Annotated in this window: 17 protein-coding genes; 6 read left to right on the top strand and 11 right to left on the bottom strand. The window is 38.3% G+C overall.

All coding sequences use genetic code 11. The features are described from left to right. The 7 genes from hybO to DV415_RS05635 all read right to left on the bottom strand — a co-directional run bounded on the left by hybO (window position 1) and on the right by DV415_RS05635 (window position 7204). Window positions 1-1146: a hydrogenase 2 small subunit gene (gene hybO, locus DV415_RS05665; protein WP_118790474.1), complete on the bottom strand. Its 1146-nt coding sequence runs from the start codon at window positions 1144-1146 to the stop codon at window positions 1-3. A 211-nt stretch (window positions 1147-1357) separates the two neighbouring features. Then, the gene (gene trpCF / locus DV415_RS05660; protein ID WP_192877168.1) at window positions 1358-2791 is read right to left on the bottom strand and encodes a bifunctional indole-3-glycerol-phosphate synthase TrpC/phosphoribosylanthranilate isomerase TrpF; all 1434 of its coding nucleotides are present in this window, start codon (window positions 2789-2791) and stop codon (window positions 1358-1360) included. Between the two features lie 40 nt (window positions 2792-2831). Beyond that, window positions 2832-3833, bottom strand: a complete 1002-nt coding sequence (gene trpD, locus DV415_RS05655) for an anthranilate phosphoribosyltransferase (RefSeq protein WP_118776002.1) — start codon at window positions 3831-3833, stop codon at window positions 2832-2834. 52 nt (window positions 3834-3885) lie between these two features. Next, window positions 3886-4272 (bottom strand): tautomerase family protein, encoded by a 387-nt coding sequence (locus DV415_RS05650; RefSeq protein ID WP_005636019.1) that lies wholly within the window; start codon window positions 4270-4272, stop codon window positions 3886-3888. Between the two features lie 48 nt (window positions 4273-4320). Continuing rightward, window positions 4321-4902 (bottom strand): aminodeoxychorismate/anthranilate synthase component II, encoded by a 582-nt coding sequence (locus DV415_RS05645; protein ID WP_118790476.1) that lies wholly within the window; start codon window positions 4900-4902, stop codon window positions 4321-4323. An 11-nt stretch (window positions 4903-4913) separates the two neighbouring features. Further along, window positions 4914-6464, bottom strand: a complete 1551-nt coding sequence (gene trpE, locus DV415_RS05640; RefSeq protein WP_192879097.1) for an anthranilate synthase component I — start codon at window positions 6462-6464, stop codon at window positions 4914-4916. 257 nt (window positions 6465-6721) lie between these two features. Further along, on the bottom strand, window positions 6722-7204 hold the full coding sequence (locus DV415_RS05635; protein WP_005631842.1) for a Dps family protein: 483 nt from the start codon (window positions 7202-7204) through the stop codon (window positions 6722-6724). 269 nt (window positions 7205-7473) lie between these two features. Between DV415_RS05635 and cdd the strand changes: the two genes are divergently transcribed. Next, entirely contained in the window at window positions 7474-8352 is an 879-nt protein-coding gene (gene cdd, locus DV415_RS05630; protein ID WP_118791541.1) for a cytidine deaminase, read from the top strand. A 48-nt stretch (window positions 8353-8400) separates the two neighbouring features. On the opposite strand, the gene cmoB is transcribed toward cdd, so the two are convergent. Both cmoB and putP read right to left on the bottom strand, forming a co-directional pair. Further along, entirely contained in the window at window positions 8401-9366 is a 966-nt protein-coding gene (gene cmoB, locus DV415_RS05625) for a tRNA 5-methoxyuridine(34)/uridine 5-oxyacetic acid(34) synthase CmoB (protein ID WP_118791542.1), read from the bottom strand. Next, on the bottom strand, window positions 9363-10877 hold the full coding sequence (putP, locus tag DV415_RS05620; protein WP_118791543.1) for a sodium/proline symporter PutP: 1515 nt from the start codon (window positions 10875-10877) through the stop codon (window positions 9363-9365). Before putP ends, cmoB begins: the two co-directional genes overlap by 4 nt. A gap of 114 nt (window positions 10878-10991) precedes the next feature. Between putP and rng the strand changes: the two genes are divergently transcribed. From rng to DV415_RS05605, 3 genes are all read left to right on the top strand, one after another. Beyond that, complete coding sequence (gene rng, locus DV415_RS05615; RefSeq protein ID WP_118790481.1) at window positions 10992-12467, top strand: ribonuclease G; 1476 nt, start codon at window positions 10992-10994, stop codon at window positions 12465-12467. Window positions 12468-12549: 82 nt separating this feature from the next. Next, a complete protein-coding gene (locus tag DV415_RS05610) occupies window positions 12550-12810 on the top strand; it encodes an antitoxin (protein WP_118775995.1) in 261 nt (86 codons plus the stop codon). Further along, window positions 12811-13203 (top strand): type II toxin-antitoxin system VapC family toxin, encoded by a 393-nt coding sequence (locus DV415_RS05605; RefSeq protein ID WP_118791544.1) that lies wholly within the window; start codon window positions 12811-12813, stop codon window positions 13201-13203. It begins immediately after the preceding gene. A 292-nt stretch (window positions 13204-13495) separates the two neighbouring features. On the opposite strand, the gene DV415_RS05600 is transcribed toward DV415_RS05605, so the two are convergent. Next, entirely contained in the window at window positions 13496-13795 is a 300-nt protein-coding gene (locus tag DV415_RS05600; RefSeq protein WP_118791545.1) for a hypothetical protein, read from the bottom strand. Between the two features lie 113 nt (window positions 13796-13908). Here DV415_RS05600 and DV415_RS05595 point away from each other — a divergent pair, with 113 nt between their 5' ends. Together DV415_RS05595 and DV415_RS10360 are read left to right on the top strand one after the other, a co-directional pair. Then, window positions 13909-14454, top strand: coding sequence for a sigma-70 family RNA polymerase sigma factor (locus DV415_RS05595; protein WP_118790511.1), 546 nt, complete (start codon window positions 13909-13911; stop codon window positions 14452-14454). Between the two features lie 9 nt (window positions 14455-14463). Then, window positions 14464-14637 carry an anti-sigma factor family protein gene (locus DV415_RS10360; protein ID WP_048952589.1) on the top strand — a complete coding sequence of 58 codons (174 nt, stop codon included), beginning with the start codon at window positions 14464-14466 and terminating at the stop codon, window positions 14635-14637. A gap of 103 nt (window positions 14638-14740) precedes the next feature. On the opposite strand, the gene DV415_RS05585 is transcribed toward DV415_RS10360, so the two are convergent. Further along, on the bottom strand, window positions 14741-15604 hold the full coding sequence (locus tag DV415_RS05585) for a DMT family transporter (protein WP_118790484.1): 864 nt from the start codon (window positions 15602-15604) through the stop codon (window positions 14741-14743).

Below are 15604 nucleotides of genomic sequence, written 5' to 3'. Positions count from 1 at the left end.
TTAATGTCCTTGATCTTGATTGGCTTGTTTGTCTGTGGCTTTGTTCGCTTTATGTTGTTTGCTTAATTCTTTCAATGTCACAACGCTGACGCCCGCTAAAATGGCTGCAGCACCGCCTAATAGACCAATCGCCGTCATTGAGGTACCTTCGCCTTCAACATTGTTCACGTCTGGTTTTTCCACGCGTGGCGTTGGGTTTTCGACGTTCGCTAATTGGAAAATGCCTTTGGTAAAGCCGATGCCTTGATCGTTACAGCCATAGCAAGGATGTCCGATACCCACAGGCCAGTTATTGCCACCAACATCACAGAATTCTAGTGTAGAACAGTTGCCGTAAGTTTCTGGCCCTTTACAACCTAAATGATATAAACACCAGCCATGGCGATGACCATAATCGCCAAATTCTTTTGCGAAACGGCCTGCATCAAAGTGCGGTCGGCGATAACAGTTTTCATGGATTAGACGGTCATAAGCAAATAATGGACGATTTAATTTATCCATTGCTGGTAATTTTTTATAAGTGATGATATAGGCAACGGTTGCCAAGAAATTATGTGGATTAGGAGGGCAACCAGGAATGTTAATAATTGGTGTGCCTTTTGGTAAAACTTCAGAAAGACTGACCGCACCTGTTGGGTTGCCACCGCAAGATGGAACACCGCCCCAAGATGAGCAGGACCCAATAGCAATAATAGCTGCCGCACCTTTTGCTGCTTCACGAATATGTTCCACAATTGGTTTGCCTGCCACCATGCAGTACACACCGCCGTCTTTAATTGGAATGGAACCATCCACTACAAGCACATATTTGCCGTAATAGTTATGGATAGCATTATGTTTATTTTCTTCCGCTTGTTCACCAAATGCAGCAGAAAGTACTTCGTGATATTCAAGGGAAATTAAATCGAGTACGAGATTTTCAATTGTAGGGTGGGTTGCACGCAGTAAAGATTCGGTACAGCCAGTACATTCTTGTGCACCAATCCAAAGCACTGGTGGACGTGCTGGACTGGTCATTGCCTCCGTCATTTCTGCGCCCGCTTTAGAATTTAACCCCATAGTAGCCGCAAGTGCGGTACATAATTTCATAAAATCTCGGCGAGAAACATCTATCAATGCAGAAAAAACGCCATCCGGATTATTCATAGTATCACTCCAAAAAGACACACATTTATTGTGGAAATTGGCCAATGATAAATGTTTTCTTCAAAAAAAATTTGATCATAATCATGAAATGAAGAATTTATAGCAAAAATATGTCCAAATTGTGAAAGGAATGTTATTGTATTTGAGAGTAGTTCTTATTTGATTGAAAAAGAACAAAAATAAAGGCTGTAGAACACAGCCTTAGATTGGATTAAGAACAAATTTTTTCAAAAACTAACCGCACTTTTTCTTGATCTTTTACGCCCGCAGCACTTTCTACTCCAGAATTAAGATCCAAGCCTAAGCAATTTTGTTGAATGGCTTGTTCCACATTATTTGGTGAGATGCCTCCGGCTAAAATAATCTTGTGTTTAAGATTTTCAGGAATTAATGACCAATCAAAAGTCTTCCCCGTACCGCCTTGTTGATTTGCTGTTTGGCTATCAAAAATATAACGATCCACATTCAAATCATCGGTAAAATCGACCGCACTTTGGGTTTCAGTATTGACAGAAATCGCTTTCCAGATTTGCGTGTTTTTGGGTAGTTGTTGGCGAAGTGCGGTAATAAATGCTTCAGTTTCTACACCATGTAATTGCACTGCATAAAGCTGTAACTGGTTGGCTATTTTTACGATAAAGTCAATTTCTTGATTCTGAAAAACACCAACAAATCGAAGTGGAGCAGCGGTTACCAATTCTTGCGCTTGGCGTAAACTCACACAGCGTTTTGAATGTTCTACGAAGATTAATCCGCCGTAGAGTGCGCCGTTTTCGTAAACGATTTTGACATCTTGCGCGCGTGTTAAACCGCATACTTTATTTTCTCCAAAAATCACCGAGCGAACCGCATTATTCAAATCTTGGTTGCCCATTAAGCTACTCCCAATTAAGAAACCATGCGCCACCTTTTGTAATTGACGAATTTGCTTGTGATTGTAAATGCCTGATTCGCTAATAATACGTACATCAGCAGGAATACGGTCGGCGTATTTTTTAGTGAGTTCAACAACACGATTTAAATCTACAGTTAAATCGTGCAAGTTACGATTATTAACACCGATAATTTTCGCACCAAGCGCAAGGGCGCGTTCAAATTCTTCTTCATTGCTGGTTTCTGTCAGTACGCCCATGCCAAGAGAATGCGCAAGATCTGCCAGCACACGATAAGTTTCATCGTTTACCACAGAAAGCATTAATAAAATCGCATCCGCTTGATAGTAGCGAGCAAGGTAAACTTGATATTCGCTAATCATAAAATCTTTGCAAAGCACGGGTTGGCTGACGATACCGCGAACTAAAGGCAAGAATTCAAAATTGCCTTGAAAGTATTTTTCGTCAGTTAGCACAGATACAGCAGAGGCATAATGTTTATAGACATTCGCGATGTCTTCCAAATTAAATTCAGCACGAATTAATCCCTTGGAAGGGGAGGCTTTTTTACATTCTAAAATATAGGCGGGCTTTTGATGCGTGCCTTTTGCTAACGCATCATAAAAAGAGCGGTCAGATTTTTGAATCTTTTCTTTAAACTGAGAAAGTGGAAATTCAGTTTCCTTTGCTTTAACCCATTGTGCTTTATCAAGCACAATTTTTTGCAGCACCGTAGCGGAATCAATGGGTTTGGTAAAATCTTGAGTGATCATCATTTTTCTTCTTATTGTGGCGTATCAAATTAGCTTTTTATTAATATGTGGTTAATTTCTGTAATGTTTCAAAGGCTTTACCTGATGCAAGATGGGCCAACACATTTTGCACATTTTGTTTTAAATCATCATGCCCGAATAATTTCAATAATAATGCCGTATTTGCCGCCACAGCATTTGCATGTTCAGATTTTCCTTTGCCTTGTAAAAGTGCGGTGAGCATTTGGGCATTTTCTTGTGGTTCACCACCGCGAAGGCTTTCGAGGGATTGCGTTTTTAAGCCAAAATCTTCAGGCGTTAAAGTGAAATATTCAATTTTGCCATTTTTAATTTCTGCCACTTGCGTTTCACCGTGCAATGCGACTTCATCTAAGCCTGAACCATGTACAACAAAGGAATGTTGATGCCCTAATGCAACCGCAGTTTCAGCATAGGTTTTCACTAATTCAGGCGCATATACGCCAAGTAAATGATAAGTCGGGCGGGCAGGATTGATAAGCGGACCTAAAATATTAAATATAGTGCGCGTTTTTAAAGCGGCACGGACAGGTGCAACATGACGGAAACCAGAATGATATTGTTGAGCAAATAAAAAGCAGACACCTATTTCATCTAATGCTTGTCGAGCTTGCTCTGGTGTAGCATTCACATTAACGCTAAGTGCCGTTAATACATCGCTAGCACCTGATTTACTCGACACGCTACGATTGCCATGTTTTGCCACTTTTGCTCCCATTGATGCTGCCACAATCGCACTAGCAGTGGAAATATTAATAGTGTTTTGTCCATCACCACCTGTTCCCACAATATCCGCAAAAGGATAATCTGGACGTGGAAATGCTTTGGCATTTTGTAATGAGGCGGCAACCGCGCCAGTAATTTCTTCAGTATTTGCTCCCCGCACTTTTAAAGCGATAAGCATTGCAGCAATTTGTTCATTGGAAAGTTCACCTTGGATGACTGCATTAAAAAGTGCGGTGCTTTCTGAGGTTGAAAGTGAATGACCGCTATAAAGTTGTTCTAATAATGGGGTGTGTTGCATAGTCTATTCCTGTTTTTCTTTGTATATGTATTTGTTAATTTTCTATATTTTATTAAACATAAATATCGTAATCTAAATCGCGCGCCTCATCGCCTGTCATACCTCGGAAACCCCAGCAATGTGCAGGTTGTTCTTTAATCGTAATTTCCACATCGTGAGCACGGATGCCAAGTTTGTACTCTAATTCGCTAAACAGCATTTTTATCAAGCGTTTTTTTGTGCCTTCCATACGACCAGCCATCAGGTTAATTTCGATGACCGTGTAATCATCGCTACGATCAAAAGGGTAGTAAAAATCTTCTTTTTCTAAACACAAAAAGCGAATCGCGTGTTTGCCTTTTGGAATATCTAAGCCAAGATAGAGGCTGTTATAAATGACTTCTGCCAGTTGTTCACGACGTGGTGCGAGTTTGGATTTAAGTCCGAATACGGTGATCATTTTTTCTCCTTTAAAGTGCGGTTAAAAATCACCGCACTTTTTGATGTCTTATCTATTTAACAACCATTCAATGGATTGTTGTAATAATTGCGAACCTTGCACAGTTAAAATACTTTCAGGGTGAAATTGGAATGCGCAAATGGGTAAATCACGATGACGAATTGCCATGATAATGCCATTATATTCCGCATTGACAATAAATTCTTTTGGTAAATCTTGTCCCATTAAAGAATGATAACGCGCAACAGGCATTGGGTTAGCAATATCTTTAAACATGGCTTGGTTATCATGTTGAATGCGAGATACTTTACCATGTAATACTTCGCCAGCGTGAACAATCTTCCCGCCAAAGGCTTGAATCAATGCTTGATGGCCTAAACAAATTCCAATAATCGGCACTTGATTTTTTAAGCGTTCGATTAATGGCAGCAAAATCCCCGCTTTTGATGGTGTTCCTGGCCCTGGAGAAAGTGCAAGAATGGTATCTGGTGTATTGAGTGCGGTTTCCACCAGTTTTTCTAAGTCACAGTCATTGCGGTAAATTGTGACGTTGTGACCCAACACACGGAATTGATCCACAAGATTGTAAGTAAAGGAATCGAAGTTATCTAAAAATAAAATATTAGCCATAAAATTCTTCCTTATTTTGCTTGTGTATTAACTTGACGAATTGCTTTTAAGACAGCCGCGGCTTTGTGGCGTGTTTCATCGGCTTCCATTTGTGGATCAGAATCCAACACTTCGCCGCAACCCGCTTGTACATGGGCCATTCCATTTTGTACAAAAGCAGAACGGATCACGATACAGGTATCAAAATGTCCATCGGACGTGAGATAACCCACCGCACCACCGTAACTATGGCGTTTTTGTCGCTCAAGTTGATAAATAAGCTGCATTGCTTTAATTTTAGGCGCGCCAGTTAATGTACCCATATTCATACAGGCTTGATAGGCGTGAAGCGCATCTAACTCAGGGCGTAATTTACCCACTACGCGAGATACCAAATGCATGATGTGAGAATAGCGATCCACTTGCATTAATTCTGCCACTTTACGCGTACCGCTTTGGCAAACTCGAGCAATGTCGTTACGCGCTAAATCAACCAACATTAAATGTTCCGCTTGTTCTTTATGATCAAGACGAAGTTCCAGTTCTAAACGAGCATCCAATTCAGGATCGATACTGCCGTGAGCGTCAAAACCACGAGGGCGTGAACCTGCGATTGGGTAAATTTCTAGCTGACGATTTTCTGGCGCGTATTTCAGCGCACTTTCTGGCGATGCACCAAACAAAATAAAGTCTTCATCGTTCATATAGAACATATAAGGGCTTGGATTATTTTGTTTGAGTTGAGCGTAACTGGCTAATGTATTCGGGCAAGCCAGGGAGAAACGACGAGAGGGTACAATTTGGAATACATCACCAATGTTAATATGGTGTTTTAAGGCTTTCACAATGCCAGTAAATTCAGGATCGTCAAAGTTTGTTTTAACTTCATCACTTGCCGCTTTGATAGAAAGAACGTGATCAATATTTTTTAGTTTTTGTGCGATAGAAAGTGAGGTTTTGGCAATATTGACTTGTTCTTCTTGAGCAAAACAGAAACTTTTCAGTGTCGCTTGTTGATTTTGATGGTCGATAGTAATGAGGTGTTCGGCAAGATAGAAACTGTAATCAGGGCAGTTGATACCATCATGTTGTAATGTAATGCCATCCATTGGAATGAAATTTGCGACGAGATCGTAAGCAAACAATCCGCCTAAGAAAATAGGCGTTTGGCTATGTTGATAAAGACTAGAAATAATACGCAGTCCATCAAAAATAGTGGCAGACTGTAATTTACTATCTTCATCTAGTTGATTATCAAGTGGCGAAAATTGTACAGAAAATTCCTCTTCAAAATTGACCGCACTTACTTTTCCAAGTGCGGTTAATTTTGGATGAATTTCTTTTAAAACTTGTTTTCCATTCTTATTTAAAGCTTTAAATGTGACGTTGTGACCTAAGCAGGTTATTTTAACCGCCGCATTGACTAAGATAAGACTTTGTAAACTGTTTTTACTCCCGATTTCGGCAGAGTCGAGTAGAAGAGAATTCGAATTAGGCTGGCAAAGTGTATTAAAAATAGCGGTGGTGTCAGCATAATAAGGAATGGGCTGAGCTGTCACCGCAATAAAGGCTTGAGTTTGCATATTGATATCCTTTTGGAAACTTTTGCACTATTAAACTAGTACAAGAGAGGTAAGTCAAGCCTAATTAATATTTTTTTAAGTGTTTTAAGAAAAATAACTAATTTATGTTAAAAATAGAGAGGAAGTTGGATTAAGTCTACTTAATTAAAAGGACCAAATTCTGGGATATAGAACTTGGCCCTTGTATTAATTTAGCCTAACTTTTTTAGAGTTAGATAGATTGCAGGTTAGTTTTCGTTAGAGTTGAAATTTACCCATTAAGCATGGCAAGTTTGGCAAGCTGCTTGGAACATCCACACCAATTTTTCTTGTTCTTTAATGTAGTCACTCATTTGTGATGCAGTACCTTCGTCACCAGCATCGCCTGCAAGAGCAAGAATTTCACGTTGTTGGTCGAGTAATGTTTTTAAGCCTTGTAATGTGCCTGATAAACATTCTTGTGCGCCGCTTACTGCGATATCTTCTTTAATACGAGATACTTTTAAGTATTGGCTATATGCGTTATCTGGTGTGTAACCTAAAGTTAAAATACGTTCAGCCACTTCATCAACTTTGGTGATTAAATCTGTGTAGATTTCTTCAAATTTTGCGTGTAATGCAAAGAAATTCACACCTTTAATGTTCCAGTGGTAACCACGTACATTAGTATAGAATACTTGGTAGGTTGCAAGTAATTCGTTAAGTTTATTGGCTAATTCTGCTGATTGAACTTTGTCTAATCCGATAGATGTTTTTGACATAATAATTTCCTTTTTCTAGTTGAATAATTGAGCTAATGCCCTGCCTTTGATATGGGTATTATACGTTTCTAGAATTTGCTGTGAAATTGTTCTATTCAATAAAATTGATAGTCTGCAACTATATGTTAATAAATTGTAATAAATTTAAGCTATCAAAATAAATGATCGAGATCACAGTTATAAGGAATACTTTAGTAAAAGGTCGCGGATAACAGTAAATTTTGCTTTAATAAGTGCGGTTATAATTTTTAATATTTTAAGGATGTCTTATGCAAGAACTTATTAAGCACGCATTGCCACAAGATGATGCACTCAATCAAGCGATTGTTGATGAAATTCGTTTGCAAAATTGGGCTGGCTTTTTAAATCGTTCCCAAGTGGAGCAGCTTTGTCGTGATTTTGAACTTACACCATTAAAATTAGCTATGCATTTGTTGCCGATTGCGGCGAGTTATAGCCATACCGCTATTTCTCATTTTAATGTGGGGGCCATTGCTATTGGTGAACAAGGTGATTTTTATTTTGGTGCGAATCAAGAATTTTCTAATTCAGCCATTCAGCAGACGATTCATGCAGAGCAAAGCGCAATTTCTCACGCATGGTTGCGTAATGAACGTCGTATTTCAGATATGGTGGTCAATTACACGCCGTGCGGACATTGTCGTCAATTTATGAATGAATTGCACGGTGCTGAAAAAATTTCAATTCATTTGCCGCATAGCCAAAATAATCCATTACATTCTTATTTACCAGATGCTTTTGGACCGAAAGATCTCGATATTGCGACGCATCTTTTAGCGGAAGAAAATCATGATTTAGTGGCTGATCACCAAGATGATTTGATTAACCAAGCTATCTTGGCGGCAAATCAATCTCATTGTCCTTATTCAAATAGCCCGCATGGCATTGCGATTTTATTTAAAAATGGTGATGTGGTGATAGGACGTTATGCAGAAAATGCCGCATTTAATCCGAGTTTGCCAGCGTTACAAACTGCACTTAATTTTGCGTATTTAAATGATAAAAAATTGAGTGATATTGAGCGAATTGTGATGGCTGAAAAAGCATTAAAACTAAGCCATAAAACGATGGCAGAAGCGCTACTCTCTACATTAACATCGGTGAAATTAGAGTATCATTCATTGTAAGTATGAAAGATTCTTGATGGAAAATAAAAAAGGGAATAATTTCCCTTTTTATTTGTTCGCTAAAATTACCGCTCTTTTCGGTGCTTGATAACCTTCAATGGTTTTACTTTGATCATTTGGATCTAAGAAATCAATTAGACTTTCATTTTCCAACCAATCAGTTTTACGCTGTTCCTCTAATGTGGTTGTCGCTACATCCACACAACGTACGTTGGTAAAGCCAACTTTTTCTAGCCAGTTAATTAGTGCGGCGACAGAGGGGATAAAATAAACATTTTTCATTTTCGCATAGCGATCTGCTGGTACAAACACAGTATTTACATCGCCATCCACCACTAACGTTTCTAATACCAATTCACCACCTTTTACCAATTGATTTTTCAACTGGCTTAAATGATCTAATGGGGATTTACGATGATAGAGTACGCCCATTGAAAATACAGTGTCAAATGCCGCTAATGGTTGCATTTGCTCAATACCAAGCGGGATAAGATTTGCTCGACGATCATTATTAAGCAGTTTGCGTACGGCTTCAAATTGGCAAAGGAAAAGCTCGGTAGGATCAATCCCGACCACCATTTTTGCGCCTTCGCCTACCATTCTCCACATATGATAACCGCTGCCACAGCCCACATCTAAAATAGTGCGGCCTTGCAGTGGCGCCAAATGAGGAAGAACACGATCCCATTTAAAATCTGAACGCCATTCACAATCAATATGAATACCGAAAAGATGATAAGGCCCTTTTCGCCACGGCATTAATTGTTTTAAATGATGGATAATTCGTTGTTTTTCACCTTCTGAAAGGGGAGAAGTGCGGTCAGATTTCACTGCACTTTTTAGATCGATTTCATCAGCATGTAAATCAGGCAAAAAATCAACAATTTTGCTCCATTTCGCATAATCGCCATGAGTTTGAGTTTCCCATTCTTTCAATTGGAGTGGTAAGGTTTCTAACCAGTCCGATAAATTTGTAGTAGCAATTTGTTGATAAAAAGGGCGAAAGTCGATCATTTTGCTTCCTTATAAGCCTTTTCTGCTTTATCAAAGGTATTAAGAATATCTTGTTCTGGTTTATTGGAAAGTAATGAAATAACAATAATTGCAAGGCTGGCGAAAGCAAAGCCTGGGATCATTTCATATACTTTAAACCAATCGGTATCAGCTGGAACAACTTCTTTCCAAGCAAATACTGTCACTGCACCTACAAGCATACCCGCCATTGCACCCGATGATGTCATTCGTTTCCAGAAAAGAGAGAAAAGTACAACAGGGCCAAATGCACTACCAAACCCCGCCCAAGCGAATTCGACAAGTTTTAATACTTTGCTGTTTTCATCTTGTGCAATCCAGATAGCAAGTGCGGCAATAACCAACACCATAATTCTTCCAAGCCATACGAGTTCTTTTTCTGAAGCCTTAGGGCGAATAAAACCTTTGTAGAAATCTTCTGTAATTGAGCTAGAAGAAATTAACAATTGCGCACTTAATGTGCTCATTACTGCAGCTAAAATAGCGGAAAGTAATATGCCCGCGATCCAAGGATTAAACAAAAGTTTAGCGAGTTCAATAAACACTTGCTCTGGTTCATTATTGACTGTGCCTGCAATATTTGGATTGGCAAAGAAATAAGGAATTGCGAAGAAACCAATACCAATTGCACCACCCAAGCAAAGCACCATCCATGTCATACTAATGCGGCGAGCTTTGATAAGTGATTTGACAGAATAAGCCGCCATAAAGCGCGCTAAAATATGTGGCTGCCCAAAATACCCCAATCCCCAAGCCGCAAGGCTTAATAGACCAAGTGGCGTAGTGGCAGTAAATAAATCAGTAAAATCTTTATTGGCAGCCGCTTCAGCTTGCGCTAATACCGCGGAAAATTGAGCGGTATCAGTGAAACTTAATAACACAAAAACAGGGGTTAAAATTAATGCAAAAATCATTAATGTGGCTTGAATGGTATCTGTCCAGCTTACCGCGAGGAAACCTCCGATGAACGTGTAAGCAATGGTTGCCGCTGCGCCGTACCAAAGTGCGGTGGAATATTCCACAGAAAATATATTTTGGAATAATTTTGCACCTGCCACGACACCCGAAGCACAATAAATAGTAAAAAACACTAAAATAATCGTAGCAGAAACAAGTTTTAATAATTTGTGTGATGAACCAAAACGATTGTGAAAATATTCTGGGAGAGTGAGTGCATTATTATTTAATTCTGTATAAACACGCAAACGACCAGCCACTAAAAGCCAGTTAAAATAAGCACCGATAGTTAAACCAATAGCAATCCAGCCTTCAACTAAGCCTGATAAATATACTGCACCAGGCAAGCCCATTAAAAGCCAACCAGACATATCTGACGCACCTGCAGACATTGCAGTGACAAAGCTGCCTAAACGACGTCCACCGAGAATGTAATCTGATAAATTATTCGTGTAATAATAGGCGAGTACGCCAATCAGCAACATCCCGAAAATATAAATAGTAAAAGTAATAAGAGTTGGGTCGAATCCAAACATTATATAAGTCCAAAATGGGTTAAAATTTCAGAAAGGGTGCATTTTACCTTATTTCGGGCTATTATTCTATTTAGACTAAATATTTGATGAAATTTAAGAAATTAGGAATATAAAATGGATGCTGTCGAGTTATTGATGAACGTAACGCCTAACGAAACACGCATTGCGCTAGTAGAAACAGGAATGTTGCGCGAAGTGCATATTGAACGCCAAGGCAAACGAGGAATTGTCGGAAATATCTATAAAGGTCGTGTGACTCGAGTGTTGCCTGGTATGCAGTCTGCTTTTGTTGATATTGGTTTGGAAAAAGCGGCTTTTTTACACGCTGCTGACATTGTATCCCACACGGAATGTGTAGATGAAAATGAACAAAAGCAATTTAAAGTTAAGAGTATTTCGGAATTAGTACGCGAAGGGCAGGATATTGTTGTACAAGTGGTGAAAGATCCGCTTGGTACAAAAGGTGCACGTTTAACAACAGACATCACATTGCCATCACGTCATCTTGTTTTTATGCCAGAAAATAGCCACGTAGGCGTTTCACAACGCATTGAAAGCGAAGAAGAACGTGCCCGTTTAAAAGCATTGGTTGAACCTTTTTGTGATGAACTCGGTGGTTTTATTATTCGTACCGCCACAGAAGGGGCAAGCGAAGAAGAATTACGTCAAGATGCTGAATTTTTAAAACGCTTATGGCGTAAAGTCTTAGAACGTAAATCTAAATATCCAACCAAATCAAAAATCTACGGTGAGCCAGCGCTTCCTCAACGTATTTTACGTGATTTTATCGGCACGAACTTAGAAAAAATTCGTATTGACTCTAAACTTTGCTTTGGCGAAGTGAAAGAGTTTACCGATGAATTTATGCCTGAACTAAGCGATAAACTTGTTCTTTATTCTGGCAATCAACCTATCTTTGATGTGTATGGGGTTGAAAATGCGATCCAAACAGCGCTAGATAAACGTGTTAATCTCAAATCGGGTGGCTATTTGATTATCGAGCAAACGGAAGCCATGACCACCATTGATATTAATACAGGCGCATTTGTGGGGCATCGTAATCTAGAAGAAACCATCTTCAATACCAATATTGAAGCGACAAAAGCTATCGCACAGCAACTACAATTACGTAATCTTGGTGGCATAATCATTATTGATTTCATTGATATGCAAACAGATGAACACCGCAATCGAGTGTTGGAATCTTTATGTGATGCGCTTTCTAAAGATCGTGTGAAAACCAATGTGAATGGCTTTACGCAATTAGGTCTTGTGGAAATGACTCGTAAGAGAACTCGAGAAAGCCTTGAGCATGTGCTATGCGATGAATGCCCAACTTGTCACGGGCGCGGGCGAGTGAAAACTGTCGAGACAGTTTGCTATGAAATTATGCGTGAAATTATTCGGGTGTATCATTTATTCAGTAGCGAACAATTTGTTGTTTATGCCTCGCCAGCGGTTTCCGAATATCTTATTAATGAAGAATCTCACGGTTTGCTGCCAGAAGTGGAAATGTTTATTGGAAAACGAGTAAAAGTAAAAACAGAACAGTTTTATAACCAAGAACAGTTTGATGTGGTGGTGATGTAACTAAAGTGCGGTTAAATTTAATCGTGTTTGTTCAGACTAGTGTTTTGGCATATACTAAAGCATATATTTAAGGAGGAGCATAATGGAAAAAATCGCACGTTTATTTAGAAATGGTCGCAATCAAGCCGTTCGTTTACCTGTGGAATTTGAGTTTGACGCCACTCAAATTTATGTTTTCAAAGAAGAAAATGGCGATATTACGCTTTCAACTCGTTCTCGTAGCCAGCAAAATTGGCAGAAAGTCTTCGAATTGTTACCTACAATTCAATGTGATGAAGATTTTTTATCAGAAAAAGAATGTAAGCAAGAAGTGGCAACTCGAGATCCTTTTGAGGGCTTTTAAATGTATATGTTAGATACGAATACTGTGAGTTATTTTTTCCGTAAAGTGCCTTCTGTGATAGAACGATTAAGGTTGCTTAATCCTGAAATTCTCTGTATTTCTTCTGTTACCGCCGCTGAATTATTTTATGGTGTAGCAAAGCGTAATAATCTGCAACTTTCACAGTTTCTAGATGCATTTTTATCTGCGATTTCTATTTTAGAATGGGATACTAAAACCGCTGAAATTTATGGAACATTGCGAGCTGAAATGGAAAAAGAAGGCAAAGTAATGGGAGTACAAGATCAGATGATTGCAGCTCACGCTTTAGCCAATGAATGTGTTTTAGTCACGAGTGATAAAGCCTTTGAGTTTGTCCCCAACTTGATTTTAGAAAATTGGCATAGTGTTTAACTTGCCAAACAGCCAAATTTTGCAAAAGTTTTACAGAATTTGGTCGCTTTTGTTTCATTTCTCCCTTCTTAGCTTAAAAATAAGATTTCTAGGTATTCCTTATTCTAAAAAGGTTCTCGTTTTAAGGTGTTTTATACGTCCAAATATTCTGTTTTTATAAGATATTGACGATTTAGTGAATACAGGGGTAGAGATTATTACGGTAGATAAAATAGACTGTCTGTGTTCTGTTGGTATTGAAAGTGCGGTGAAAAATTTTTGAGATTTTCACCGCACTTTTAAAGGCTGTTTTTTACATTTTTTCTTTTGTCATTTTCATTTTTTTATTTGATTTCATCTTTTTATCAGATTTCATTTTCATATCAGATTTCATGCCCATTTCATCAGACTTCATCATATTGTCAGATTTCATCATGTGGTCAGAGTGCATTTTCATATCATCTGATTTCATCATTTTTTTCATTGGGGTATTCATCATCGGTTCTGATTTCATTGGCATGGCATCAGATTTCATTTCTTCTGCGTAAAGGGCGCTTGCACCAAATAACATAGCCATACCTAAGATTGCGCTTTTTAATGTAATATTTTTCATTTTAAATTTCCTTGTTTAAGTGGTAAAAATAGTATTGAAAGAAATTTTTTCTTTCATGTTATTAGACGAAAAACTCTTTCATTTCTTACAAAAAAAATTTTAAAGGAATTAAAATGACCGTCATTTCAGAAAGGGAACTTGAGCAAATCCGTGCGCAAATGCTGAAATTTGCAATGTTACAGTTGCACCATGCCGATCTTGCTGAGGATTTAGTACAAGAAGCATTTTTAAGTGCATTTAACAATCTCGCGAATTTTAAACATCAAGCCGCTTTTAAAACTTGGGTTTTTGCTATTCTAAAAAATAAAATTATTGATTACCTTCGCCAGAAAGGACGCTTTGTATTAGAAAGTGAGATTGAAGATGAACAGCCAACTAATACATTTTTTGATGATACTGGGCATTGGAAAATAGAATATTATCCGAGTGAATTACAGGGCGAAGAGGAAACGGTGTATTCTGATGAGTTTTGGTTGATTTTCGAAACTTGCCTTACTTGTTTACCCGCTAAACATGCCAAAATTTTTATGATGAGAGAGTTTTTAGAATTGTCATCGGATGAAATTTGTCAAGAAGCTCAGCTTACCACATCCAACTTACATACCACACTTTATCGGGCCCGTTTGCAGTTGCAAAATTGTCTATCAAAAAAACTTTAGGAGAAAATTATGCGTTGTATTCAAGCCACTCGAATAATTTCTGATTCTCATGAGCGATCATTAGAACTGCAAGAAAAAATGGGTTTAAAAATGCATTTGTTAACTTGTCCTCATTGCCGTCGTTTTCAAAGAAATTGCAAAACCTTAAGTATGATGATGAAGAAATTTAAAGATTCACATTAGGAATTTTTGACGGAGTGAAAAACACCGTTATTTTTCACCGCACTTTATTGAGCCAGCCATAACCTAATCATACTGAATTTCATATTCTTATAAATAAAGTGGTTTATTTCTTCATTTTCGCCAATAAACTCACTGCCCCTACAATTACAATTGCACCGAGCCAAAAATAGAGATTAGGTGTATGATTCCAAAATAGCCAGTCAAATACGCTAGAGAAAATCACACCGGTGAAAGCAAATGGGGTAATGACATTGGCTGGCGCATATCTAAAAGCGCGAGTGAGCAATAATTGGAAAATCAATCCAAATCCGCCCACCAATAGCAATAAACCAAGCTCGTATAAATTAGGGATTTTCCATTGATGAATAAAGAAGATTGGTAGCATTAGTGTCCCAATCAGATGAAAATAAAATACGATATTTTTGGGTGTGTTGTATTTGTTTAATTCTTGTAAGCCAATAAATGCCATTCCTGCCAATATGGCACCAGATAATCCAATCAGCACATAAATAGGATCAACATTGCCATTGTGATTGGTAAGTAAAATAATGGAAACGCCAAGAAAGCCGATTAAGCTACACAAAAGCACATTAAGTGGTGTTTTTTGATGGAAAAAGAGCAATAAAATCGGGATAAATAGGGCGGAGGTATTCATTAATAAGACAGCGATGGAAAGCGGTAAGAACTTCACGACATAAAAGTTAATCAACATACTCGATACACCCGCGGCATTCCGCAGGATTAAAAATTTCCATTGACGAGTATCCACTTTAAAATCGCGATCTTTAATCACAAAAGGCAGTAAGAAAAGCAAACCAATTAAAAAACGTGAAAATAAGGTTTCACTTGCAGGGATTGTTTGAGAAGCAGTTTTGACAAATACATTCATTAAGGTAATGGAAAAATAAGCTGATACCATAAAACTAATCGCTTTGTGATAAAGCGAAGGAGTGGAATATGATTGCAT

The organism is Haemophilus haemolyticus, assembly GCF_003490595.1.
Classification (GTDB): Bacteria; Pseudomonadota; Gammaproteobacteria; order Enterobacterales; family Pasteurellaceae; genus Haemophilus; species Haemophilus haemolyticus_L.
Note: the sequence above shows the minus strand (reverse complement) of the source record. Positions and strands in the feature narration are given on the sequence as shown.